17 protein-coding genes are annotated in these 24784 nt (G+C 72.8%); 11 read left to right on the top strand and 6 right to left on the bottom strand.

Features of this window, described 5'->3' with window-relative positions:
• Positions 1-21: 21 nt before the first annotated feature.
• On the top strand, positions 22-1722 hold the full coding sequence (locus OG252_RS15970; protein WP_266433122.1) for a proline--tRNA ligase: 1701 nt from the start codon (positions 22-24) through the stop codon (positions 1720-1722).
• A gap of 751 nt (positions 1723-2473) precedes the next feature.
• Here OG252_RS15970 and OG252_RS15965 read toward each other — a convergent pair.
• From OG252_RS15965 to OG252_RS15955, 3 genes are read right to left on the bottom strand one after another with little or no spacing between them, the layout of a single operon-like run.
• Complete coding sequence (locus OG252_RS15965; RefSeq protein WP_266433120.1) at positions 2474-3373, bottom strand: aminoglycoside phosphotransferase family protein; 900 nt, start codon at positions 3371-3373, stop codon at positions 2474-2476.
• A 27-nt stretch (positions 3374-3400) separates the two neighbouring features.
• The gene (locus OG252_RS15960; RefSeq protein ID WP_266433118.1) at positions 3401-3883 is read right to left on the bottom strand and encodes a ferritin-like domain-containing protein; all 483 of its coding nucleotides are present in this window, start codon (positions 3881-3883) and stop codon (positions 3401-3403) included.
• The gene (locus OG252_RS15955) at positions 3880-4437 is read right to left on the bottom strand and encodes a hypothetical protein (protein ID WP_329336797.1); all 558 of its coding nucleotides are present in this window, start codon (positions 4435-4437) and stop codon (positions 3880-3882) included. The genes OG252_RS15960 and OG252_RS15955 overlap by 4 nt, the downstream gene beginning before the upstream one ends.
• A 205-nt stretch (positions 4438-4642) precedes the next feature.
• On the opposite strand from OG252_RS15955, the gene rimP reads away from it, so the two are divergent.
• The 9 genes from rimP (at position 4643) to OG252_RS15905 (ending at position 17370) form a co-directional block, all read left to right on the top strand.
• Complete coding sequence (gene rimP / locus OG252_RS15950; RefSeq protein ID WP_266433114.1) at positions 4643-5152, top strand: ribosome maturation factor RimP; 510 nt, start codon at positions 4643-4645, stop codon at positions 5150-5152.
• A gap of 2 nt (positions 5153-5154) precedes the next feature.
• On the top strand, positions 5155-6141 hold the full coding sequence (gene nusA / locus OG252_RS15945) for a transcription termination factor NusA (protein WP_266433112.1): 987 nt from the start codon (positions 5155-5157) through the stop codon (positions 6139-6141).
• Positions 6142-6231: 90 nt separating this feature from the next.
• A complete protein-coding gene (locus tag OG252_RS15940) occupies positions 6232-6510 on the top strand; it encodes a YlxR family protein (protein WP_266433110.1) in 279 nt (92 codons plus the stop codon).
• Between the two features lie 147 nt (positions 6511-6657).
• On the top strand, positions 6658-9816 hold the full coding sequence (gene infB, locus OG252_RS15935) for a translation initiation factor IF-2 (RefSeq protein ID WP_329336795.1): 3159 nt from the start codon (positions 6658-6660) through the stop codon (positions 9814-9816).
• A gap of 229 nt (positions 9817-10045) precedes the next feature.
• Positions 10046-10339 (top strand): DUF503 domain-containing protein, encoded by a 294-nt coding sequence (locus OG252_RS15930; protein ID WP_266433106.1) that lies wholly within the window; start codon positions 10046-10048, stop codon positions 10337-10339.
• Between the two features lie 39 nt (positions 10340-10378).
• On the top strand, positions 10379-10825 hold the full coding sequence (gene rbfA / locus OG252_RS15925) for a 30S ribosome-binding factor RbfA (RefSeq protein ID WP_266433104.1): 447 nt from the start codon (positions 10379-10381) through the stop codon (positions 10823-10825).
• Entirely contained in the window at positions 10822-11727 is a 906-nt protein-coding gene (gene truB / locus OG252_RS15920) for a tRNA pseudouridine(55) synthase TruB (RefSeq protein WP_266433102.1), read from the top strand. The genes rbfA and truB overlap by 4 nt, the downstream gene beginning before the upstream one ends.
• A 284-nt stretch (positions 11728-12011) precedes the next feature.
• Positions 12012-16280 (top strand): serine protease, encoded by a 4269-nt coding sequence (locus tag OG252_RS15910; RefSeq protein ID WP_443068406.1) that lies wholly within the window; start codon positions 12012-12014, stop codon positions 16278-16280.
• A gap of 133 nt (positions 16281-16413) precedes the next feature.
• Positions 16414-17370, top strand: a complete 957-nt coding sequence (locus OG252_RS15905; RefSeq protein WP_329336790.1) for a bifunctional riboflavin kinase/FAD synthetase — start codon at positions 16414-16416, stop codon at positions 17368-17370.
• Between the two features lie 88 nt (positions 17371-17458).
• Here the strand turns inward: OG252_RS15905 and OG252_RS15900 are convergent, their stop codons facing one another.
• The 3 genes from OG252_RS15900 to eccE form a co-directional block, all read right to left on the bottom strand.
• On the bottom strand, positions 17459-20581 hold the full coding sequence (locus OG252_RS15900; protein ID WP_329336788.1) for an SCO5717 family growth-regulating ATPase: 3123 nt from the start codon (positions 20579-20581) through the stop codon (positions 17459-17461).
• A 344-nt stretch (positions 20582-20925) separates the two neighbouring features.
• Entirely contained in the window at positions 20926-21711 is a 786-nt protein-coding gene (locus OG252_RS15895) for a hypothetical protein (protein WP_266433092.1), read from the bottom strand.
• Between the two features lie 5 nt (positions 21712-21716).
• A complete protein-coding gene (eccE, locus tag OG252_RS15890; protein ID WP_329336785.1) occupies positions 21717-23054 on the bottom strand; it encodes a type VII secretion protein EccE in 1338 nt (445 codons plus the stop codon).
• 199 nt (positions 23055-23253) lie between these two features.
• Here eccE and eccB point away from each other — a divergent pair, with 199 nt between their 5' ends.
• Complete coding sequence (gene eccB / locus OG252_RS15885; RefSeq protein ID WP_329336783.1) at positions 23254-24780, top strand: type VII secretion protein EccB; 1527 nt, start codon at positions 23254-23256, stop codon at positions 24778-24780.
• The last annotated feature ends 4 nt before the right edge of the window (positions 24781-24784 follow it).

Here is a 24784-nt window from a genome sequence, read left to right as displayed (position 1 = left end):
CGCAGCAGGAGTACGAGAACCATGGCGAAGCTACCGGTCCAGCGCATGTCCCAGTTGATGGCGAAGACGCTGCGCGACGACCCGGCGGACGCCGAGGTCCTCAGCCACAAGCTGCTCGTGCGCGCCGGCTACGTGCGCCGCACCGCGGCCGGTATCTGGAGCTGGCTGCCGCTGGGCAAGAAGGTCCTCGCCAACGTGGAGCGGATCGTCCGCGAGGAGATGGACGCGATCGGCGCCCAGGAGGTGCTGCTCCCCGCACTGCTGCCGCGTGAACCGTACGACGCGACCGGCCGCTGGGACGAGTACGGCCCGGAGCTGTTCCGCCTCAAGGACCGCAAGGGCGGCGACTACCTGCTCGGCCCGACCCACGAGGAGATCTTCACGCTGATCGTGAAGGACCAGGCGTCCTCCTACAAGGACCTGCCGGTCATCCTCTACCAGATCCAGCACAAGTACCGCGACGAGGCCCGCCCCCGCGCCGGCATCCTGCGCGGCCGCGAGTTCCTCATGAAGGACTCGTACTCCTTCGACACCGAGGACGAGGGCCTCGCCCAGTCCTACGCCCTGCACCGCCAGGCCTACCAGAAGGTCTTCGAGCGCCTCGGCCTCGACTACCGCATCTGTGCCGCCACCGCGGGCGCGATGGGCGGCTCCAAGTCGGAGGAGTTCCTGGCCCCGGCCGGCGCAGGCGAGGACACCTTCGCGGACTGCCCGAACTGCGACTTCGCGGCGAACACCGAGGCGATCACCTACGAGCTGAAGACGGTGGACGCCTCCGGCGTCCCGGCCGCCGAGGAGATCCCCACCCCCGACACCCCGACCATCGAGACCCTCGCCGCCTCCCTCGGCGTCCCGGCCTCCGCCACGCTCAAGAACCTCCTCGTGAAGGTCGACGGCGAGATCGTGGCCGTCGGCGTGCCCGGCGACCGCGAGGTCGACATGGGCAAGGTCGAGGCCCACTTCGCCCCGGCCACCGTCGAGATGGTCACCGAGGCGGACTTCGCGGGCCGCCCGGACCTGGTCCGCGGGTACGTCGGCCCGCAGGGCCTGGAGAAGACCAGGTACATCGCCGACCCGCGCGTGGCGCCGGGCACCGCGTGGATCACGGGCGCCAACAAGGAGCACACGCACGCGAAGAACGTCGTCGCGGGCCGCGACTTCGAGGTCGGCGAGTACGTCGACGTCGTGGTCGTCCAGGAGGGCGACCCCTGCCCCACGTGCGGCACCGGCCTCAAGCTGGACCGTGCCATCGAGATCGGCCACATCTTCCAGCTGGGCCGCAAGTACGCCGACGCCCTCAAGCTCGACGTCCTCGGCCAGAACGGCAAGCCGGTCCGCGTGACCATGGGCTCCTACGGCATCGGCGTCTCCCGCGCGGTCGCCGCCCTCGCCGAGCAGACCGCCGACGACAAGGGCCTGTGCTGGCCCAGGGAGGTCGCCCCGGCCGACGTGCACGTCGTCGCCGCGGGCAAGGCCCTCCAGACCGAACTCGCCCTCGACGTCTCCGACAAGCTGGCCGCGGCCGGCCTCCGCGTCCTGGTGGACGACCGGGCCGGCGTCTCCCCGGGCGTGAAGTTCACGGACTCGGAGCTGATGGGCGTACCGCAGATCCTGGTGGCCGGACGGCGGGCCGCCGAGGGCGTGCTGGAGCTGAAGGACCGCCGGACCGGCGAGCGCGAGGAGCTGACGGTCGAGGAGGCGATCGCCCGCCTGACCGCCTGACCGGGCGCCTCACAGACTCTCTCAGATCGTTCCCCTCCCGTAGGGCGTGACACAGCGTCACTACGGAGGGGAACGTCATGGCAGCCAGGGAACGAGGTGCCGCCACCGCGGTCCGCAGAGGGGCGCGGCGCACGGCGGCCGCCGCGGCAGCGATCACGCTCGCCGCGGCGGCCGGAGTGTTCGCTCTGGTGGGCACCCTCGTCGAGCGGCTCGTCGTCGGACAACTCGTCGTCCTCCGGCAGTCTCACCGCCGGCAGCGGCTCCGCCGACTCCACCTCGGGGGCGTCGTGATGATCGCCGGCTCCCGGCGCGTCACGGCCGCCACCGAGTGGCGTGCACTCGGTACGACCGTCCGGCTCGTCGTCACCGACCCGGCCCTCCTCGACTCCTGCAACCTGCTCCTGACCGGCACCTCGCCGAGGTCGACGCGGCGTGCAGCCGCTTCCGTACCGACTCCGAACTCGTCGCGCTCGACAGCGCCCAGGGCCGCCCGGTCCGGGTCAGCCCGCTGCTCGGCGATGGCCTCGATCGGCTACGACCGCGGCTTCACCCTCGTCCAGGAGGACGGCCGTCCGATACGGCTGAGCGTGAAACGGGCGCCCGGCCGGCATCAGGTGCGCCTGGACCGCGCGACCGGCACGGTCACCGTCCCGCGGCGCCGCCCCGGTCCCGCCAGAACCGTCAGACGCGCCCGCAGGGCGGTGGCCGACTGCCCGGTTCTCGCCCTCAAACCGGCGTCGACGGGGCGGAGTCAGAGCCAGCCCGCGAACTCCAGCAGCAGCTCCGCATCCTTCGGCCGCCCCACCCGGAGCGCCCGCACCCCCGACTCCACCGCCCGGAACAGCGTCCAGCCCCGCAGCCGTTCCTGGTCCACGTCCAGCGACTCCGCGAGCCGCTTCACCCGCCGCCGGGTCGTCGCCGCACCCGAGGGCGAGGCGATCAGGTCCTCCACCCGGTCCCGCACCAGCCGCGCCAGATCGAAGGCGCACTCGCCGACCACCGGGTCCGGTCCCACGGCCAGCCACGGCGCCCGCTCACCGGCGAGCACCTTGCTCTGCCGGAACGTCCCGTGCAGCAGCCGGTCCTCCGGCGGCGCGGCCAGCAGCTCCTCGCGGGCCGCGAGCGCCGCGTCCACCAGCGACGCCACCTCCGCATCGGCCGCGGCACTCGCCCGCATCGCCCCGGCCTGCCGCCCGGTCCGCTCGGCCACCGTCTCGAAGACATGCCCGCCGGGCGCCTCGACCCACAGCCGCCGCAGCGTCCCCGCCGCCTCCAGCAGCGCCTTCGCCTCCGGCAACGACCGCACCGACACATCCGGATGCAGCCGCTCAAGAAGCAGCACGCCCTCCGCGGCAAAGGGTTCGAGCAGTTGGACGGCGCCCAGTCCGCCCCAGTGCGCGAGCGCGGCCCGCTCGCTCTCCGGACGGGCCCGGGGCGGGGCCAGCTTGAGCACGGCGGGCGTCCCGTCCGGTCGCCGCACCAGCACGACCAGGCTGCTGCGCCCACCGGGCAACTGCACCCGCTCGACGGTCAACTCGCGCAGTTCGACGGCCCGTCGGGCCGCCTCGGGCAGCTTCTCCAACCAGTCGTCACCGTCCGGTGCCGTCTCGCCGAGCGCCCTCACCAGACGCTGCGGCGGTTCGAAAGCCATGCGCGAGTCGTTTCCTTCCTGTACGCGTTACGAGGTCGGCGTCGCCGACGCCGGGCCCGATGGCGAAGCCGTCGCCGCCCGCTCGGCGAGCCCAGGGAAGGCTACGCTCTCGCCGCGCCAGCGCACCGCCCGCACCGCCGCCTCCCGCAGCGCCTCGGCCGCCGTGCCCCGCCGCCCGCCCTCCGCCGCCCGCACCAGGTCGGAGTACACCCCGGCCAGCCGGTCCTCCAGCTCGGCGGCCAGCCGTACCGCCGCGGCCGAGTCCGGCACCGGGAAGGGCAGCGCGTACGCCGCCGCCGCGGCCACCGGCGTGCCGCCCGCGTCCCGCACCTCGCGCGCCAGCGCGTCGCGCCGGGCCCGATGGGCGTCGTACGCCGCCTTCGCCTCCGTACGACGGCCCCCGCGGATCCGGCCGCCGACCACTCCGTAGCCGTACACCGCCGCGTGCTCGGCGGCCAGCGCCGCCTGGAGGGCCTTCAGCTCCTGTTCCTTCGGTTCCTGTTCCTTCACTTCGCACCCTCCGTCAGCAGATACGCGTGCGCCGCCCCGGCCGCGGCGACCGAGGCCAGCAGCCGTGCCGGCTCACCCGGCAGGTCGAGCAGCGCCTTGGCCCGCCGGTCCGCGAGGGACCGCTCGGCGGCGGCGAGTTCGGCGAGGGCGGCCTTCTCGTCGGCCGGGACCGCGGGAGACGGCGCGGCGGAGGCGGGGGGCGGGGAGGCCGCATCGGAAGGCGACTCGGAAGGCGACTCGGAAGGTGACGCCTTCCGGAGGCCCCCGAACGCCTCCGCATGCCGTACGGCCTCCGCCCGCAGCGGTGCCAGCCGCTGCGCCAGCGCGGGATGTACGGCGACGACGGCGTCGTACCGTGCCACCAGATCCGTGCTCTCGCCGGCCGCACGCGCGCGGGCCCGCTCCACGACCGACGGACTGCCGCCCGTCGTACCGCCGTCCGAGTCCTTGGACCCGGTGGAGCAGCCCACCAGCAGGACGGCCCCGGCGGCCGAGGCGAGCAGGGTTCTTCTGCGCGGCCCCGAGGGGGTGCGCGGCGGTGGAGCGTACGGCACGTCAGACGTCCTCGGGGAGCTCGTAAGAACACGCGGGCGGGCAGGGCGGCCCCGCCGGTGATCACGGTACCCGCGCACCGGCTCGGCATCACTCAGCGGCACCGACCCCGGTGCAGGTGGACGGCAACACTCCCCTGGACCGGATACCCTTTGACCAGACACGCGCCCTACCCACAACAGCACACGCGGCCGAGGAGTCACCCGGATGAGCACCACCCAGAGCGAGAGGCTGCGAGAGCTCCTGGAACCGCTCGTCAGCTCACAGGGCCTGGATCTCGAAGAGATCGCGGTGGACTCGGTCGGACGCAAGCGTGTGCTGCGCGTGGTCGTCGACTCCGACACCGGCGCCGACCTCGACCAGATCGCCGATGTGAGCCGCGAGCTCTCGGCGAAGCTCGACGAGACGGACGCGATGGGCCAGGGCGAGTACACCCTCGAGGTCGGAACACCCGGCGCGGAGCGCCTCCTCAAGGAGCACCGGCACTACGTACGCGCCACGAGTCGGCTGGTGAAGTTCCAGCTGACGGACGGCGACGAGCTGGTCGCCAGGATCCTGAAGGTCGACGACGAGGGTCTCGACCTCGAAGTGCCCGGTGTGAAGGGCCGCAAGGCCACCGCCCGCAGACTCGCCTTCGGGGACATCGACAGGGCTCGCGTCCAGGTCGAGTTCAACCGCAAGGACAAGGACGACATGAAGGAAGAGGAGGAGGCGTAGCCATGGACATCGACATGAGTGCCCTGCGGGGCTTGGTGCGGGAGAAGGAGATCTCCTTCGAGCTGCTGGTCGAGGCGATCGAGTCGGCCCTCCTCATCGCCTACCACCGCACCGACGGAAGCCGCCGCCACGCGCGCGTGGAGCTCAACCGGGAGAGCGGCCACGTGACGGTGTGGGCGAAGGAGGACCCCGAGGACCTCGAGGAGGGCCAGGAGCCCCGCGAGTTCGACGACACCCCGTCCGGCTTCGGCCGTATCGCCGCGACCACCGCCAAGCAGGTCATCCTGCAGCGGCTGCGCGACGCCGAGGACGACGCGACGCTCGGCGAGTACGCGGGCCGTGAGGGCGACATCGTCACCGGCGTGGTCCAGCAGGGCCGCGACCCGAAGAACGTGCTCGTGGACATCGGCAAGCTGGAGGCCATCCTGCCGGTGCAGGAGCAGGTCCCCGGGGAGACGTATCAGCACGGGATGCGCCTTCGGTCGTACGTCGTCCGGGTGGCGAAGGGGGTCCGCGGTCCGTCCGTCACCCTGTCCCGCACACATCCCAATCTGGTGAAGAAACTCTTCGCGCTCGAGGTGCCGGAGATCGCCGACGGGTCCGTCGAGATCTCCGCCATCGCCCGCGAGGCCGGCCACCGCACGAAGATCGCCGTCCGGTCCACCCGTTCGGGTCTGAACGCCAAGGGCGCCTGCATCGGCCCCATGGGCGGCCGGGTGCGCAATGTCATGGGCGAGCTCAATGGTGAGAAGATCGACATCGTCGACTGGTCGGACGACCCGGCCGAGATGGTGGCGAACGCGCTCTCCCCGGCCCGCGTCTCCAAGGTGGAGGTCGTGGACATGGCGGCCCGCTCCGCGCGCGTGACGGTGCCCGACTACCAGCTGTCGCTGGCGATCGGCAAGGAAGGGCAGAACGCCCGCCTCGCGGCCCGTCTGACCGGCTGGCGGATCGACATCCGTCCGGACACCGAGCAGCCCGGGGAATAGATCCAAGCCGCAGGTGGCTGAGATCACGACAACAACCGTTCGATTCTTGCCCCCAAGGGGTGAGGTCGGTGCGGGGAGGTAGACTTAAGAGTGTCTGGCCGGACGCGAGCCCGCGCATGCCCTGAACGCACCTGTGTGGGGTGCCGGGAGCGAGCGGCCAAGAAGGACTTGCTGCGGATCGTGGCCATCGAGGGTGAATGCGTCCCCGATGATCGCGGTACGCTGCCCGGCCGGGGTGCGTATGTGCACCCCGCCCTGGTCTGTTTCGACCTGGCGGTACGCCGTCGGGCTATCCCACGGGCGCTGCGCGCCCCGGGACCGCTCGACACAAAGGCGTTGCGTCTCTACGTCGAGCAGGCAACACCGTAAGAAGCGTCGTACGGAACCCCCGTGCGGCCCTGGTACCCCGCGAGTTGGAAGTAGGTCGAGATTGCGATGAGCACTCGATGAGCACGCGATGAGTACGCCCATGAAGTAGCGACGGTCCGGACACAACCCGGACCTAAAAGGAGCGAAGTGGCTAAGGTCCGGGTATACGAACTCGCCAAGGAGTTCGGGGTTGAGAGCAAGGTCGTCATGGCCAAGCTCCAAGAACTCGGTGAATTTGTTCGTTCGGCTTCCTCGACGATCGAGGCGCCCGTCGTACGCAAGCTGACAGACGCCCTCCAGCAGGGCAACGGAGGCGGCAAGCCCGCTTCCGCACGCAAGGCTGCTCCGGCCAGGCCGGCAGCCCCCTCTCCCGCGCAGGGCGCCCGTCCGGCAGCCCCGCGTCCGCCGGCTCCCAAGCCGGCCGCCGCCGAGAAGCCCGCGGCTTCCGCCGCGCCGGCCGCTCCCGGCCCCCGTCCCACCCCGGGCCCGAAGCCCGCGCCGCGGCCCGCCCCGGCGTCTCCGGCTCCGACCACGCCCGAGTTCACGGCACCGCCGTCGGCTCCCGCCGCGCCGGCTGCCTCTTCGGGTACCAGCGCACCCTCCGGCACTGGCACCGGCTCCGGCCCCCGTCCGGGCGCCCCGCGTCCGGCCGGCCAGGCCCCGCGTCCGGGCTCCCGTCCGGCCGGTCCCGGCCAGGGCGGCCAGGGTCGCGGTGACCGTCCCGACCGTGGTGACCGTCCCGCCGCTCCGCGTCAGGGCGGCCAGTCGGCCCGTCCCGGTGCTCGTCCGGCCGGTCCCCGTCCGGGCAACAACCCGTTCACCTCTGGTGGCTCCACCGGCATGGCGCGCCCCCAGGCGCCCCGTCCGGGCGGTGCCCCGCGGCCCGGCGGTCCTGGTGGCCCCGGTGCTCCCGGCGGCGCTCCGCGTCCGCAGGGTCAGGGCGGTCCTCGTCCGCAGGGCGCTTCGGGCGGTCCCCGTCCGCAGTCTCCGGGCGGCGCGCGTCCCAGCCCGGGCGGCATGCCCCGTCCGCAGGGCGGCGGTCCGCGTCCCGGCGGCGGTCCCGGCGGTGCGCGTCCGAACCCCGGCATGATGCCGCAGCGTCCCGCTGCCGGCCCGCGTCCCGGCGGCGGTGGCCCCGGTGGCCGCGGTCCCGGTGGCGGCGGTCGTCCCGGTGGCGGTGGCGGCGGTCGTCCGGGTGGCGGCGGCTTCGCCGGCCGTCCGGCCGGTCCCGGTGGCGGTGGCGGCGGTTTCGCCGGCCGTCCCGGTGGTCCCGGTGGCGGTGGCGGCGGTTTCGCCGGTCGTCCGGGTGGTCCCGGCGGTGGCGGTGGCGGTCGTCCCGGCTTCGGTGGTCGTCCCGGTGGTCCGGGCGGTCGTGGTGGCACGCAGGGCGCCTTCGGTCGCCCCGGCGGTCCCGCGCGTCGCGGTCGCAAGTCGAAGCGGCAGAGGCGCCAGGAGTACGAGGCCATGCAGGCCCCGTCGGTCGGCGGCGTGATGCTGCCTCGCGGCAACGGACAGTCCGTCCGCCTGTCGCGCGGTGCCTCCCTCACCGACTTCGCCGAGAAGATCGGCGCCAACCCGGCGTCGCTCGTCGGCGTGATGATGAACCTCGGCGAGATGGTCACTGCCACGCAGTCCGTCTCCGACGAGACGCTGAAGCTCCTCGCGGACGAGATGAACTTCGTCCTCGAGATCGTCAGCCCCGAGGAGGAGGACCGCGAGCTGCTCGAGTCCTTCGACATCGAGTTCGGCGAGGACGAGGGTGGCGAGGAGTTCCTCGTCGCGCGTCCGCCGGTCGTGACCGTCATGGGTCACGTCGACCACGGCAAGACCCGCCTCCTCGACACCATCCGCAAGACGAACGTCGTCGCGGGCGAGGCCGGCGGTATCACGCAGCACATCGGTGCGTACCAGGTCACGACTCAGGTCAACGACGAAGAGCGCAAGATCACCTTCATCGACACCCCGGGTCACGAGGCGTTCACCGCCATGCGTGCCCGTGGTGCCAAGTCGACCGACATCGCGATCCTCGTGGTGGCGGCCAACGACGGTGTGATGCCCCAGACGATCGAGGCGCTGAACCACGCCAAGGCGGCCGACGTGCCGATCGTGGTCGCGGTCAACAAGATCGACGTCGAGGGCGCGGACCCGACCAAGGTGCGCGGTCAGCTGACCGAATACGGTCTCGTGGCCGAGGAGTACGGCGGCGACACCATGTTCGTCGACATCTCCGCCAAGCAGGGCCTCAACATCGAGGCTCTTCTGGAGGCCGTGGTCCTCACCGCGGACGCCTCGCTCGACCTGCGGGCCAACCCGGAGCAGGACGCGCAGGGTATTGCGATCGAGTCCCGTCTCGACCGTGGCCGCGGTGCCGTCGCGACCGTCCTGGTCCAGCGAGGCACCCTGCGGGTCGGCGACACCATGGTGGTCGGCGACGCGTACGGCCGTGTCCGCGCGATGCTCGACGACACGGGCGAGAACCTGGAAGAGGCGGGTCCGTCGACTCCGGTCCTCGTCCTCGGTCTCACCAACGTCCCGGGCGCCGGCGACAACTTCCTCGTCGTCGACGAGGACCGTACGGCCCGCCAGATCGCTGAGAAGCGCGCCGCTCGTGAGCGGAACGCCAACTTCGCCCGCCGGGGTGTCCGGTTCTCCCTGGAGAACCTGGACGAGGCCCTCAAGGCCGGTCTGGTGCAGGAACTCAACCTCATCATCAAGGGCGACGCGTCCGGTTCGGTGGAGGCTCTCGAGTCCTCGCTGCTCCAGCTCGACGTCGGCGAAGAGGTCGACATCCGCGTCCTGCACCGTGGTGTCGGTGCGGTCACGGAGTCGGACATCGACCTGGCGATGGGCTCGGACGCCATCGTGATCGGCTTCAACGTGCGCGCCGCAGGGCGTGCCGCGCAGATGGCCGAACGCGAAGGCGTGGACGTCCGTTACTACTCGGTCATCTACCAGGCGATCGAGGAGATCGAGGCGGCCCTGAAGGGCATGCTGAAGCCGGAGTACGAAGAGGTCGAGCTCGGCACGGCGGAGATCCGCGAGGTCTTCAAGTCGTCCAAGCTGGGCAACATCGCCGGTGTCCTGGTCCGGTCGGGCGAGGTCAAGCGCAACACCAAGGCGCGCCTCATCCGCGACGGCAAGGTGGTCGCGGAGAGCCTCACCATCTCCGGTCTGCGTCGCTTCAAGGACGACGTCACCGAGATCCGCGAAGGCTTCGAGGGTGGTATCAACCTCGGAAACTTCAACGACATCAAGGTCGACGACGTCATCGCGACGTACGAGATGCGCGAGAAGCCGCGGGCGTAACAGCCGACGGTTCCTCAGCCGGCCGGCGGGACTTGTGTCCCGTCGGCCGGCTTCGGCCGTGTCCAGCCGCTCCGGCATTCGAGGAGCGGGGTGCAGGGGGTGGCGGGAGCGGCGGGGGCGAAAGAATCCCGTCGAGCGGCCCACCCGTTCGTTGTACCGTTCTTGATGTCCCTGCCCACTGGATGGCGGGGCCATCGATCCCGTGCCGGCGGGTGAACCGGCTACACACATGTATGTGGGGACGCTGTCCTTCGACCTCCTCCTCGGCGACGTACGGTCGCTGAAGGAGAAGCGCTCCGTCGTCCGCCCGATCGTCGCCGAGCTGCAGCGGAAGTACGCGGTGAGCGCGGCCGAGGTGGACCATATGGACCTTCACCGCAGGGCCGTCATCGGCCTCGCGCTGGTGTCCGGCGACGCGGGGCACGTGACCGACGTACTGGACCGGTGCGAGCGCCTGGTCGCCGGGCGCCCCGAGGTGGAACTGCTGTCGGTGAGACGGCGCTTCCACGGCGACGACGACTAGATTTTCTGAACGTGGAACAGGAAGAACGGGAGACGACCAGTGGCCGACAACGCGCGGGCCAAGAGGCTGGCGGACCTCATCCGAGAGGTGGTGGCCCAGAAGCTGCAGCGTGGGATCAAGGACCCGCGGCTCGGCTCGAAGGTCACCATCACGGACACCAGGGTCACGGGTGACCTGCGGGAGGCGACCGTCTTCTACACGGTGTACGGGGACGACGAGGAGCGGGCGGAAGCGGCCGCCGGACTGGAGAGCGCCAAGGGCGTGCTCCGTTCCGCGGTCGGCCAGGCCGCGGGCGTGAAGTTCACGCCGACGCTGACCTTCGTGGCCGACGCCCTGCCGGACACCGCCAAGACGATCGAGGACCTGCTCGACAAGGCACGGGCCTCGGACGCGAAGGTGCGCGAGGTCTCGGCCGGCGCGGCCTTCGCCGGTGAGCCGGACCCGTACAAGAAGCCGGGCGAGGACGAGGACGACGCCGCCGAATGACCCAGCAGAACCGGACGCCCGACGGCCTTGTCATCGTCGACAAGCCGTCGGGCTTCACTTCGCACGATGTCGTCGCCAAGATGCGCGGCATCGCCCGGACCCGCCGTGTCGGCCACGCCGGCACCCTCGATCCGATGGCGACGGGTGTCCTCGTCCTCGGCGTGGAGAAGGCGACCAAGCTCCTCGGGCACCTCGCGCTCACCGAGAAGGAGTACCTGGGGACCATCCGCCTCGGGCAGACGACCCTGACTGACGACGCCGAGGGCGAGATCACGGGGTCGGTCGACGCCTCGAAGGTCACCCGCGACGCCGTCGACGCCGGGATCGCCAAGCTGAGCGGCGACATCATGCAGGTGCCGTCCAAGGTCAGCGCCATCAAGATCAAGGGCGTGCGGTCCTACAAGCGGGCGCGGGAGGGCGAGGAGTTCGAGATCCCCGCCCGGCCCGTCACCGTCTCGTCCTTCGCGGTGTACGACGTCCGTGACGCCGTCGCCGAGGACGGCACCCCGGTCCTGGACCTGGTGGTGTCGGTGGTCTGCTCGTCCGGCACGTACATCCGGGCGCTGGCCCGCGACCTGGGCGCCGACCTGGGCGTCGGCGGCCACCTCACGGCGCTGCGCCGGACGCGCGTCGGACCGTACAAGCTGGACTCGGCCCGCACCCTCGACCAGCTCCAGCAGGAGCTGACGGTGATGCCGATCGCCGAGGCCGCCTCGGCCGCGTTCCCCCGCTGGGACGTGGACGAGAAGCGGGCCCGGCTGCTCACCAACGGGGTACGGCTCGACATGCCCGGCGCCTACACCGGCGCCGGCGCCGTGGCCGTCTACGACCCCGAGGGCCGCTTCCTCGCGCTCGTCGAGGAGCACAAGGGCAAGGCGAAGAGCCTCGCCATCTTCGGCTGACGCCGACAGTCCGCGCAGTGCGGAATCCGCCCGTGGAGCGGCGATCACGGGGTCGTCGCTGCCGCCGCTCCACGGTCCCCCCTCGGTTCCCCCACCCCTAGGGTGTATCCAGGCGCCCTCGTCCATTCACCCGACCGGGCAGGCGCTCGGAGTGAAGTGGGGGAGCGGAAGGGGGCGCGTTCGTCGCGGGATCTGTCCAGCTGATCATCTCGCGCCTACCGTCGAATCAGGCACGTGCGTGCGTACGGCAGACAGGCACGTGTGTACGGCGGGGAGGTTCGACCATGGCGGGACGGGGCCCGCGGACCGGGGACGCCCGCGGCACGGCACGCTCGCGGCATGCGGGTGGCGGCCGACAGGGCCGGGGTGCGGGGGAGCCGGAGGACGGCCCCGCCCGGGACGACTCATTCATTTCACTCACCTCACTCATCCGCATCCACGACCTCGCCGGCCGCCCCCGTGGCACCGGCTTCCTGGCCGACCACCACGGCACGGTCGTCACCAGCCACGAGACCGTCGACGGCTTGCTCCGGCTTGTCCTGTACGGCGCCGGGGACCGCAACTGCGTCGTGACCGCCGACGCGGTGACCCCTCTTCCCGACCTGGACCTGGCCCTCGTCCGCACCGACGGCAGCCTCGGCGTGGACCCGCTGCCCGTCACCGTGCGGGACCGGGTCGCGACGGGTACGTACGTGAGGGTCCCCGCCGGCTGCTGGCGCGAGGCCCGGGTCCTGGGGGCGACTCCCGTGACGTACACCGCGACGGACCGCTTCCATCTCCTCGGCGACGCCCTCGAGTTGGCGATCGGCACGGCCGGCCGCGACGCCCTGCGACTGGGCGGCGGGGCCGCCGGGGGACCGGTCCTCGACGCCGCGACCGGCGCCGTGGTCGGCGTCCTCGGCACGGCGCTGCGGAGCGGCCACCGGGACGTGGGTTTCGCGGTACCACTCCGCCCGGCACCGAGCGGCCCCCTCGCGGACCTCCTTGCCGTGAACGCGGCGACGGTCCCTGCGTACGGCGCCGACCTCAACCTGGCCGGGGTGCTGGAGCTCACGGCGACCTCGGTGGGGCAGGACGGGCCGGTGGGGGTGCTGGCGGGGTCTGTGGGGCGGACTGGCGACAGGGGGGTGGGCGAGGGCTGCTCTGGGGTGGGGGCTGCGGGGGAGGTTTGGGCTGATGGGGGCTGGGGTGGGGCGGGTTCCTGCGTGGGCGGGGGCCTCGGTGGGGTGAGTGCGGGTCCGTGTGGGGTGGGGGCGTGCGCAGGTGGGTCGGGCGAAGGCTCCGGGAGGCTGCGTGCTGATGCTGGTGGGTCGCAGGCGGGGCCGGCTTGGGCTGATGGGGGCTGGGGTGGGGCGGGTTCCTGCGTGGGCGGGGGCCTCGGTGGGGTGAGTGCGGGTCCGTGTGGGGTGGGGGCGTGCGCAGGTGGGTCGGGCGAAGGCTCCGGGAGGCTGCGTGCTGATGCTGGTGGGTCGCAGGCGGGGCCGGCTTGGGCTGATGAGGGCTGGGGTGGGGCGGGTTCCGGTGAGGGCGGGGCCGGCGTGGGGGTGCGCGAGCCGGGTTCGGGCACTGGTGCGGCGGCGGGTCACGCGGGTGCGGAGGCCGGCGGGGCCGATGCTGGGGTGCGCGAGCCTGGGGTGAGTGGGGCTGGTGCGGGTGAGTGCGGGGTGGGTGTCGGTGCCGGTGGAGCGGGGGTGCCGGCGCCGGTTGAACGGGGTGCCGTGGTGGGGGAGTTCGCCGCGTTCGTCGCGGGGGAAGCCGCCGTCCTCGGGCTTGTCGGGGCGCCCGGCAGCGGCCGTACGACCGAGCTCGCCGCCCTTGCCGCGCGGCGTCATCGCGGCGCGGAACCCGCGCCCACGTTGTGGCTGCGCGGTGCCGATCTGAGGGACGACGACGGCTCGGTGGCGGACGCGGCGCGGCGGGCGCTGGCTCGGGCGGCGCGGATCGTCGCGGCGTCCGACCGGGCGGCGGGTGCCTGCGCCCAAGCGACCGAGGACCGCACCGGCAGCGCCGAGCGAGGCCGTGGCGAAGGAGAAGAGGGCGCCGGACGTGTCGAGCGAGGCCGTTGGAATGAGCGCTCGCACGCCCTCGCGCCCGACGACCTCGGCGACACCAGCCTGGAACGCCTTGCGCACCTCGCCCGCACCGCCGGCCGCCCCCTCCTGCTCCTCCTGGACGGCCCCGAGGAGATGCCGCCCGTTCTGGCCCACCGCCTTGCCGAGTGGACCGACGGGACGGCGACGTGGCTGCGGGAGACGGGGGCGCGGCTGGTGGTGGCGTGTCGGGGGGAGTACTGGGAGGCGGCAGGGGCGGGGTTCCCGGAGGAGATGCTGCATCGACCGGCCTCGGCCGCCGATGCCGGTCCGCGTTTTCCAGAGGGCGAAACTCCCCCACTGCTGCCCCCGTGCGTCCACCTCGGCGACCTGCGCGAGGACGAGGCCCGCCGAGCCCGCGCGCGGTACCGCATCCCCGAGGGCGTTCTCCAGGACCCCGACGCCCGTCACCCCCTCACCCTCCGCCTCCTCTCGGAGATCCGTGCCGCCCACCCCGACGCCCCCGACACCCCCCTGGACCGCGACGACGTCTTCTCGGCCCACCTCGACCTGATGTGCCTGCGCGTCGCGGTCCGCCTGGCCGCGGAGAGCGGCCTCCGCGGCAGCGCCGTACGCCGCCTGGCCGCCAAGGTCTCCGGTCAGGTCCACGAGGCCGCCCGCCGCAGCCTGGGCCCCGGGCAGGGCGAGCTGGACCGGAAGTCGTTCGAGGCCGTGTTCCCGTGGGGGCAGGCGCCCGCGCGGCTCGGCGGCGGCACCGGCTGGGCCTCCGCCGTACTCACCGAAGGCCTTCTCGTCCCCGCCGCCGGCGGCTACCGCTTCGCCCACGAGGAGCTCGCCGACTGGATCCAGGGCATGCACCTCGACCTGGACGAGGCGCTGCGCGCCCTGGTCCACCGCCGCCGCACCCACCCGCACGGCGAGCACCCCCTTCCCGTGCCCCACCACCGCATCGGCCCCGTCGTCCAGTCCCTGCTGCTCCTGGCCCGCCAGCAGGGCACCCGTGAACTCGCCGCCCGTCTGGAGGAGTTGGTGCACGCCCTGGAGGACGACCCGCACTCCTGGTGGGCCGCCCGCCTCCCCGCCGAGGTCCTCCTCCGCGTGCCCGACGCGACGCCGTACACCCCCCTCCTCCGCCATCTCACCGACCGGCTGCTGGCCTGGCGGCAGCAGGCACGCCCCGTGCCCACCGCATTCGGGCCGGACTTCTGGACGTCCCTGCCGCTCCCGCCCGACACCCGCTTCGACCTGCTGCGCCGGCTCGTCCTCGCCGACGGCCCGCCGCACGAGACCGGCGGCCCGCGGTTCCTGGACGCCGTGGCCCGGCTGCTCACCGCCGACCCCACCGCCGTACAACCGCACCTGGCCCGCTGGTTCGACGACGAGCGACCGCTGCCCGCCGCCCCGCACGCGACCGTGGCGAAGGCCGCGCAGGCGCTGCTGCACACCCACCGGCACCGCGCCCTGGACGACCTGACGGAGGTTCTCGTCGACAGCGCCCACGTCAGGGCCGACGAGCTGCTCGCCGTACTGGCCGAGGACGAGCCGTCGGCCGTGTGCCGGGCCGTGGACCGGTGGGCGCACGACGAGCGGCCCGCGCGGCGGGTCGCCGCGGTGGCGTACGGACTGCGCGCCGCCCCGCACGTGCGCACCGAGGCAGACCGCGAACTGCTGCGCTACGCCGCCCTCGCCTTGCTCTCTCGGCCCGCCGACTGCACCCTGCACGGCGGCGCGCTCGCCCTGCTCGTCCGGGATCCGCACACCCGGGACCGCCATCTCCCGCAGGCCCTCGGGCACTTCGCGGCCGGCGACCCGCAACTGCCGCCCGACGCCCTGGTACCCGCCCTGGTGACCCACCCGGACCAGGTCCTGGACGCCTTCCGGGCCCGCCTGTGCCGCCCGGACGCCGGGGCGGCGCTGCGCACGCTCGCCGACGTCACCACGCCCGCCCTGGCCCGCCGGGTCGCGGCCCTCGTACGGGAGGCGGTGGAGCGGCGCCCGGAGACGGCCGCGGACGTGGCGGCGTACGTGGACCGGCGGCTGGAGCACGGCCCCACCGCCCGGACGGTTCTGCTCCCCCTGGTCGGCGGCCTGCTGGACGGCGGCACCGAGCAGGTGCGGGCGGCCCTCGCGGCCGTACTCGCCGCCCCCGGGACACCCGCCTCCCGCCCCCTGCGCCAGGAGCTCCTCGAACTCCTCCTGAGCCGCGAACACGACCCGTCCGTCCTGATGGCCGTCCTGCACGCGGCGGCGGCGTCGCCGGCCGAGGACGACTCCCTCGTCGCCCGCGGCCTGGTCCACCGCACCGGCCTCCTCCTCGTCCGCACCCCGGAAGGGGCGACCTGCTTCGACCGCGGCCTCGTCGACCTCGGGCGGCACGTGCCCGGCTTCGCCGCGCTGGTGGCAGGCTGGCTTGCCGAGACCCCTCAGGAATGGGCGGCCGTGGTGGGACCGAGTGCCCGCCGGATGATCGAGAACCTGGCGGGCGTACGGGTACCCGCCTGACGGGTCGCACGTGCGCCGGGTCACAGCCCCCATGCCGATGCAGGCCCCGGCACCCCGGCATGGCACCCTTAGACCTGCGTATGAGACAAGCACGGACACGGGTTCGACGAGTTTGCGACGAGGAGCAGTCACAGTGCAGCGCTGGCGTGGCTTGGAGGACATCCCCGAGGACTGGGGGCGCAGCGTCGTCACCATCGGTTCCTACGACGGGGTCCACCGCGGGCACCAGCTGATCATCCGGCATGCCGTGGAACGCGCCGCTGAGCTGGGCGTCCCGGCCGTCGTCGTCACCTTCGATCCGCACCCCAGCGAGGTCGTCCGCCCCGGCAGCCACCCGCCGCTGCTGTCCCCGCACCACCGCCGCGCCGAACTGATGGCCGAGCTGGGCGTGGACGCGGTCCTGATCCTCCCGTTCACCACGGAGTTCTCGAAGCTGTCCCCGGCCGACTTCGTCGTCAAGGTCCTCGTCGACAAGCTGCACGCCAGGGCGGTCGTCGAGGGCCCCAACTTCCGCTTCGGCCACAAGGCCGCGGGGAACGTGGAGTTCCTCGCCGAGCAGGGCAAGGTCTACGACTTCGAGGTCGAGGTCGTCGACCTGTACGTGTCCGGCACGGCGGGCGGCGGCGAGCCGTTCTCCTCGACCCTGACCCGGCGCCTGGTCGCCGGCGGGGACGTCGAAGGCGCCGCCGAGATCCTGGGCCGCCCGCACCGCGTGGAGGGCGTGGTCGTCCGCGGCGCCCAGCGCGGCCGCGAGATGGGCTTCCCGACGGCGAACGTCGAGACCCTGCCCCACACCGCCATCCCGGCCGACGGCGTCTACGCCGGCTGGCTGCACGTGAACGGCGAGGCGATGCCCGCCGCGATCTCCGTCGGCACGAACCCGCAGTTCGACGGCACCGAGCGCACGGTGGAGGCGTACGCCATCGACCGCGTGGGCCTCGACCTGTACGGCCTGCACGTCGCCGTCGACTTCCTGGCCTTCGTCCGCGGCCAGGCGAGGTTCGACACGCTCGACGCGCTGCTGGAGCAGATTGCTCGGGACGTGAAGCGGTGCCGGGAGCTGGTGGGGGCCGCGGAGGCCGCCGAGTAGAGCTTGACCAGGGCTTGCCCTGCTGTGTGACGTCGAAGGGCGGCCGGTGCCTCTCAGGCACCGGCCGCCCTTTCGTGTGCGCCTACTGCTACTGCTGCGGGGGCGGCTGTGGGGGCGGGGTCTGCCCGCCCGGTTGGCCTTGCTGTCCCGGCTGGGGATAGCCGTAGCCCTGCTGGGGATAGGGCTGCCCGTGCTGGGGGTACGGCTGACCGGGCGCGGCGGGCGGTTGTCCCGGCTGACCCGGCTGGGCGTAGGGCTGGCCCTGCGGGTACGGCTGGCCCGGCTGCTGGCCGGGGTGGGGCTGCTGCGGATACGGCCCGGGCTGCCCCGGCTGGGCGTACGGCTGGGCGGCGGCCTGGCCCGGCATCGGCGGGGCCGCCACCGGAGGCGGGTTGCCGTTGGCCGTCCACAGGCCGTGCAGCTGCTGGTGTCGTACGAAGTCCTCGGCGACCATCGCCGCGAGGTTGAAGTACGCCTCCCGCACCTTCGGCCGCATCATGTCGAGGTCGACCTCGGCGCCGGCCGAGAGGTGTTCGTCGAAGGGGACGACGACGACTCCGCGGCAGCGCGTCTCGAAGTGGCTGACGATGTCCTCGACCTTGATCATCTTGCCGGTCTCGCGGACTCCGGAGATGACCGTGAGGGACCGCGAGACGAGGTCGGCGTATCCGTGCGCGGACAGCCAGTCCAGGGTGGTGCTGGCGCTGCTCGCACCGTCCACGGACGGCGTGGAGATGATGATGAGCTGGTCGGCGAGGTCGAGCACACCACGCATGGCGCTGTAGAGCAGACCGGTACCGGAGTCGGTGAGGATGATCGGGTACTGGTTGCCGAGCACGTCGATCGCGCGCCGGTAGTCCTCGTCGTTGAACGTGGTCGACACGGCCGGGTCGACGTCATTGGCGATGATCTCCAGGCCGGACGCGGCCTGGGAGGTGAACCGCCGGATGTCCATGTACGAGTTGAGGTACGGGATCGCCTGGACGAGGTCGCGGATCGTGGCCCCGGTCTCGCGGCGGACCCGGCGGCCGAGCGTGCCGGCGTCCGGGTTGGCGTCGATCGCGAGGATCTTGTCCTGCCGCTCGGTGGCGAGCGTGGAGCCGAGCGCGGTGGTCGTGGTCGTCTTGCCGACGCCGCCCTTGAGGCTGATGACCGCGATCCGGTAGCAGGACAGCACCGGTGTGCGGATCAGCTCCAACTTCCGCTGCCGCTCGGCCTCTTCCTTCTTCCCGCCGAGCTTGAACTTGGAGCCGGCCGCGGGGCGGCTGCTCTTCGCCTTCTGCTTCTTGCTGTTGAGCAGACGGTCGGAGGACAGCTCCACGGCCGCGGTGTAACCGAGGGGCGCGGCACCGGGGTTGGCCTGCTGCCGCTGGTCGTGCTGAACGGCCTGGGGCCAGGCGGCACCGGTGCGCGGGTCTACGGCCGGGTGGGGTTGTTGGGATTGCTGGGGCTGTGGGGGCTGGTGACCCGGCTGGCCCTGGTGACCGGGCTGGCCCTGCTGGGGGTGCTGGGGGTACGGCTGGGCCTGAGGGCCGCCTTGCGGGGGTCGGCCGTCGGGCTGCTGCGGGGCGCCCGGGTGGGCTTGCGCGGGGTTGGCCGGGTGGCCGGGGTGGCCCTGCTGGGCGGGCGGCTGGGGGAAGCCGTAACCGCCGGGCTGGGGCTGGGCGTTCGGGGCCGGGGTCTGTGGCTGCCCCTCTGCCGGGGCACCGGGGGTGCCGGGCTGCGGGAAGCCGTACCCGCCCTGGGCGTTGGGCGCGGGGGGCTGCGGGAAGCCGTAACCACCCTGCGCGTTGGGTGGCGGCGGCGTTGGTTGGGGGAAGCCGTATCCGCCCTGGGCGGCGGCAGGCGGCTGTTGGGGGGCCGGGGCGCCGGGGTGCGGGAAGCCGTAGCCGGGCTGCGGCGGGGCATGCTGGGTTTCCGGGTTCGGCGGCGTCGGCCCGGCCTGCGGGTTCCAGGCGGTCGGCGCGGGCTGCGGCGCCTGTGGCTGGAAGGGCGGCTGCTGTGCGTGTGCGGGCTGTACCGGGTGTGCAGGCGCGGCGGGGTCCGGCTGCGGCTGCGCGGGCCACTGCGGCGCGGCCGTGGGGGCGGCGGGCTGGTACGACGGCGGCAGCGGCGGCACGCCGCTCTGCGGGGCCGGCGGGGGAGTCCAGGCGGAGGGGGCGGCGTCGGGATGCGGCGCGTCGGCACCGGCGTTCGGCGAGGAGGTGTCCTCTGCCACCTGGGCCTCGGCCTCGGCCTCGGTCTCGGCTTCGTTCTCCGTCTCGCCGTTCGTGGGAGCGGCGTCGTCGGACACGGGGCCGGGAGCCTCGGTGACCTCTGCGGAGTGGTCGGCGTCGCCGGCGTGGTCGTCCGTGTCGGCACCGGCCGAATCTGCGGCCGTACGGTCGGAATCGCCCTCACCGGCGTTGTCGCTGTCGCCGGGCTGCGCCGAGGCGCCGGTCGAAGCCTGTTCGGCGGAACCATCGCCCGCGGGCTCGCCCTCGTTCTCCTCGGCCGGCTGCTGCGGGGTTCCTGATCCGGACCCTCCCGCAGCCTGCGCTTCGGCCGCGGCGGCCAGTTCCGCGATCTCCTGCTTCAGGGAGGCGGCGGAGAACCGCATGGTGGCGCCGCTCTCCAGGTCGCCGTTACCGGCCTCCTCCTCGCCGAAAGCCGGGAAGGGGGAGGGAGAGGAAGCGGGAGCGGGGTCCGCCGGGGCGGGAGCGACAGGCGGCGCCGGGGAGTGGGAGACCGGCGGGGCGGAGGCGACCGGCGGTGCGGGCGGAGCAGGCGGCGCGACGGGCGCCTCGGGCGGGGCGGGAGCCCACTGCGCATGGCCCCCCTGCGCCTGCCCCTGAGCCGGTCCCTCCGGCTGTCCCTGCGGCTGCTGCAGCTCGAAGCCGCCGCTCGCGGGAGGCGACGGCGGGGCCATCGGCTCAGCCACCGGCGTGGCCGGAGGCGGCGGCGTGAACGAGCTGTCCGGCGGCGGGAACGCGTTGTCCGGCGGCGGAACGGCCGCGGGCGTAGGTGTAGGTGTAGGCGTAGGCGTACCAGAGGCCCCGCCGGCCGCCGCGCCCTGTCCAGACGCCGTGTCGCCCGAGTTCTGCGTGTACCAGGCGGGCGGCGCGTAGTCGATGGTGAACTCGCCCGTCATCTCGATGGCGGACTCGGCGTCGGGCTGGTCATCGTCGGGTGTGGCCCAGCCCCCGCGGATCCCGTCCCGATCGCTGCTCACAATTCCTCCTGGTGTGGTCGAGCACCCTCATGCCGTGCCGGGGCGACCATTACTTGTCGGCCTTGGTCGTTCGAGGTCGTCCGATCCACCGGCTCCCCCTGGGGCGCCGACGCCCGGTCAACGGGGTTCTGGCGTCGCGCCCGGTACCAGCCTAATCACCACGCGCCCCACCTCGGCAGGCCCATCCATCCCTCCGGGCCTGCCTCCGGCATCACAACCGTCCCTGAAGTGCCGCGCACAACGCCAATTCCGGCGAACAAACCGCCCGAAAGCGGATACGACGGCGTGCGGCAAAGCGGAACATTTGCCCTCGAATGGTCAATTCGCGTCAGGTGACGACTGATTCAGTCCATCCTTCGAGGCATACCCAACAATCCGATCTCGGCGTCGGTGGGCTGCGTCAACACGTACTGCCGGTCGCGATCCGTGCACCAGAGCGTGAGCCCGTCGGAGAGACCGGGCAGCGCGTCCATCTCCGCCCGGGGCAACGCCATTGCACGGCCCAGTTCCGTGGCCTCGTCCGGCGAAATGCGCTGCACGCCGACGAGCCGGGCCTGTCTGAGCAGCCGCGGGGCCACCGGGCTGAGATACGGCAGCAGCGTCAGCACCGCCTGCCAGGGCCCGGACACGACCCGACCGCGCGGCGGGCGCATGCCGCAGTCCCGCACCACCAGCACCGGCGTACCGGCCGAGGTGCCCTGCGGGGGCACCCGCCCGACGTCGTACACCGCCAGACCGTTCTGCCCGCCGCCCATCGCGTGCACCATCTGCATCCAGGCCTGCGGCCGCCCCGTCTCCACGGCGACCCGCGCGCCCGTCGCCGCCGCCCGGAGCGCGATGACCTGCGCGGTCCACAGACCACCGATGAGGACGACGTCGTACGGCGTCGGCCGGTTGAGCCCCAGCACCGCGGGCCGGCCGTCCGCGTCGACGCCGATGACCACGCCGTCGTCGCCGATGGGCAGTGTGAGCGCGTCCAGCTGTTCCACGGGCAGGGAGTGCCGCGGATGCCGTGGGCCGATCAACCCGAAGCCGCTGCGCAGCAGATCGCGTGCCCGCTGCGGGGCGGTGGGCCGGGGTTCCCCGCGACCGGTGGCCGTCTGCGCCGCCTGTCCCGCGCGCGTGGTCATCGCCGTCACCGGACACCTCCGAGGGGCATTGTGGCGAGCATGCCGGGGACCTGTTCCCGGTCGAGGCGGGCGAGCCCGGTGCCGGTGTGCCGGGCCGCGCCCTGCACCGCCCGTCTGGCGGCGACGAGTTCGTCGTCGCTGCGCCCGGTCACCCGCAGGTGCCCGCACACGGAGACCTCCTGCCGCTCCCCGCGCGTGAGCGTGAGACTGAAGGTGGTGGCGAGTGCCGGAACTGCTGTGACCAGGGCGACCAACTGCGGTAGCGAAGGCGCTCTTTCACCGCCGAGCGACGGCCACCGGCGGATCCAGTACGTGGTGTGCCTGCGGTTGTCGCAGCGCCAGCTCCGGCTGGACTCCTCGGTCCGCCGCTCCCGCGTGTCCGTCCGTCCGGCCTCCGCCGTCACCAGCGGGTTGGCACAGGCCGACGTGGCGATGGCGGAGGTCAGTTCCTCCTCGTCGAGGAGGGTGGCGCGGAATCCCGCCCCGGTCAGCCGGCTCGCGAGGTGATCGGCCGCGCGCACGACACACTTCTGCGCGCCGACAAGACCGCCACCGCGCGCCTCCACCGCCTCCGGGCACAGCTCCGGGTCGAGCTTCAACGCGATCCACGTGATCCGCACGGCCGGCGCACCCGTCTGCTCCTGCAGCGGCGCGTAGTTGGCGACGGCCACCGACTGCTGGGGCAGATGGAGCGCGGGCGCGGGCTGGGTGTGCAGCACGACCTGAGCCGACTCCAGCCTGATGTCGTCGACGTCCAGGGCGTCGTACACCAGCGAGATCGGCAGCGGCTGTCGGTTCCGCTCCGCGCGCAGGGCGGTGGCGTCGGCCTCGACCTGGAGGACGGCGGTGACGAAGGTGCCGTCGCCGATGACGCCGACGGAGCGGCGGTCGCGGCCGGCGTACGTACTCGTGCGCAGGGTCGGGTCGCACTCCACGGCCGGCGCGAGCCCCGGCTCCGTGCCCTCCGGTATCGGCGTACTCGAAGCCCGGCGCTGTCGCGCGCGCAACGCCCTTGCCATGCCCAGCCACTCGGGCAGGGAGCGGCCGCGGCGACGCAGGAAGGCGAGCAGCACCAGGCAGACGGCGACGACGGCCGCGGCCACCAGGGCGACGGTGCCGATCACCCACCCGACGAGCAGGACGGCGAGCGCGATCTCGAGCAGGACGACGCGTTGCAACCGGAATGCCCCGGCCTGACCCGAACGCACCCTGAGGTGGAGCGAGCCCGGCGAGGCCGGCCGCTGCACCGGCGTCTGCCGGGGTGTTGCCGGTGTCTGTCCGGGCGCCGACGAGCCCCGTGACCGCGATCGGCCGCGGGACCGGGCGCGTGTTCCGGAAGCCATCACTCCATCCCCCCGTTTTACTCACAACTCACTGGTATTTCAGCACTGCACAAGGCATTTGAAGGCCCGAGCACCCTACCCGCTCCACAAGTACCCGCGGATACCAGGCATAGTAGGGGGCCGCTCTGACATCGGAGGCGGGGGACCACGTCACCCCGGCGAGCGCGGACCATGTGAACACGGGGAGAGACAGGCACAGATGGCATCCAGGCGCGATCAGCTCAATGCCTACACCTTCGCGAAGCGCCGCATGCTTGCGGCTTTCCTGCAGTCGTCTCCCGACGGTTCGGAGGAGGGGGCGCCCCGCCCGCTGCGGTCGATACTTCCCGGCATCATCGTGGGCGTGATCGTCATCGCGGTCTTCGGGGCGTGGGGGATGTTCAAGCCCACCGCACCCAAGGGCTGGAACACCCCCAACGCCAAGGTGATCATCGCCAGCGACTCGACCACGCGTTACGTCGTCCTGAAGACCGGCACCCAGGTCCAGCTGCATCCGGTCCTCAACATGGCGTCCGCCAAGCTGCTCCTCAACGAGGGCAAGGGCGAGGTCGTGACCGTCGCCGAGTCCGTCCTCGACAACGGCAAGATCCCGCACGGCGTGACCATCGGCATCCCGTACGCACCGGACCGCCTGCCCTCGGCGTCCGAGGCAGGCAGCGACAAGCGCTGGGTGGTCTGCGAACGCCCCAGCGCGGGCGGTGAGTCCATTCAGAAGGCGGCCCTGGTCCTCGCCTCCCGTGACATGAAGGCGACCGAGGACAAGGGAGAGAAACTCGCGGGTGGTCAGCTCCTCTACGTCGCGGACCCGAACGGCAACCGTTACGTCGTCGACGCGGGCGGACGGGCGTACCCCATCGACAAGACCGACGAACTGCTGCTGCGTGCCGTCGTCGGTTCCGGCCGGGAGCCACAGAAGGTGTCCAAGGAGTGGCTCGCCACTCTGCACACCGGTGACGCGATCTCCTTCCCGGAGATTCCCGACCAGCCGGGTACCGCGGCCGGTGCCCCCGGTCAGCTGGACGAGACGACCAACAGGGTCGGCATGGTGCTGAAGGCGTCCGACCTCAACAGCGACCAGTACTACGTGGTGCTGCCCGGGCGGGTCGCCCCCATCTCCGCCTTCGTCGCCCAACTCCTGCTGTTCAGCGAGGACCTGGCCACCCTCGGACAGGCCGGTCACGCCAAGGAGATGAGCCCCGGTGCGATCGTCCCGGGCAAGGCGTTCGGCACCGAGGAGGTCTGGCCCACCGAGGACCCCCAGCCCGTCAACGACGCCTCCGGCGTGGCAGGCAGCCGCAGCACCGTCTGCAACGTCCTGCGCGGCGTGAACGGCGACTCCGGCGCCACCACCCTGAGCACCTGGGCGGGCACCGACTTCCCGGCCAAGCTCCCCACCGGCTCCTCCAGCGCCTACGTCACGCCCGGCTCCGGCCAGCTCTACCGCCAGTTCCAGGGCAAGGAGACCAAGGCCGGCCCCGTCTTCCTCGTCACCGACACGGGCCTGCGCTACGTACTCCAGTCCAACGCCGACAGCGGCACGGACGACGCCGGCATCGGCACGACGGCCAAGGAGCGCGAGCAGGCCCAGCAGGAAGCCGAGCAGGCCCAGACCCGGCTCGGCTACAAGGACGTGGACCCCGCGCCGGTCCCCGCAGCCTGGTCGGAGTTCCTGCCCACGGGCCCACGCCTGTCGACGACGGCGGCTCGCCAGCCGCAGGGCTCCTGAGGGG

Source organism: Streptomyces sp. NBC_01352 (genome assembly GCF_036237295.1).
Lineage (GTDB): Bacteria > Actinomycetota > Actinomycetes > Streptomycetales > Streptomycetaceae > Streptomyces > Streptomyces plumbiresistens.
Note: the sequence above shows the minus strand (reverse complement) of the source record. Positions and strands in the feature narration are given on the sequence as shown.

Bases quoted from the DNA above. Each gene is read 5' to 3' on its own strand.
- OG252_RS15970 (WP_266433122.1), top strand. From the start codon at position 22: ATGGCGAAGCTACCGGTCCAGCGCATGTCCCAGTTGATGGCGAAGACG.
- OG252_RS15965 (WP_266433120.1), bottom strand. From the start codon at position 3,373: ATGGCTTTCGAACCGCCGCAGCGTCTGGTGAGGGCGCTCGGCGAGACG.
- rimP (WP_266433114.1), top strand. From the start codon at position 4,643: ATGAGCACCACCCAGAGCGAGAGGCTGCGAGAGCTCCTGGAACCGCTC.
- nusA (WP_266433112.1), top strand. From the start codon at position 5,155: ATGGACATCGACATGAGTGCCCTGCGGGGCTTGGTGCGGGAGAAGGAG.
- OG252_RS15930 (WP_266433106.1), top strand. From the start codon at position 10,046: ATGTATGTGGGGACGCTGTCCTTCGACCTCCTCCTCGGCGACGTACGG.
- truB (WP_266433102.1), top strand. From the start codon at position 10,822: ATGACCCAGCAGAACCGGACGCCCGACGGCCTTGTCATCGTCGACAAG.
- OG252_RS15910 (WP_443068406.1), top strand. From the start codon at position 12,012: ATGGCGGGACGGGGCCCGCGGACCGGGGACGCCCGCGGCACGGCACGC.
- OG252_RS15895 (WP_266433092.1), bottom strand. From the start codon at position 21,711: ATGACCACGCGCGCGGGACAGGCGGCGCAGACGGCCACCGGTCGCGGG.
- eccE (WP_329336785.1), bottom strand. From the start codon at position 23,054: ATGGCTTCCGGAACACGCGCCCGGTCCCGCGGCCGATCGCGGTCACGG.
- eccB (WP_329336783.1), top strand. From the start codon at position 23,254: ATGGCATCCAGGCGCGATCAGCTCAATGCCTACACCTTCGCGAAGCGC.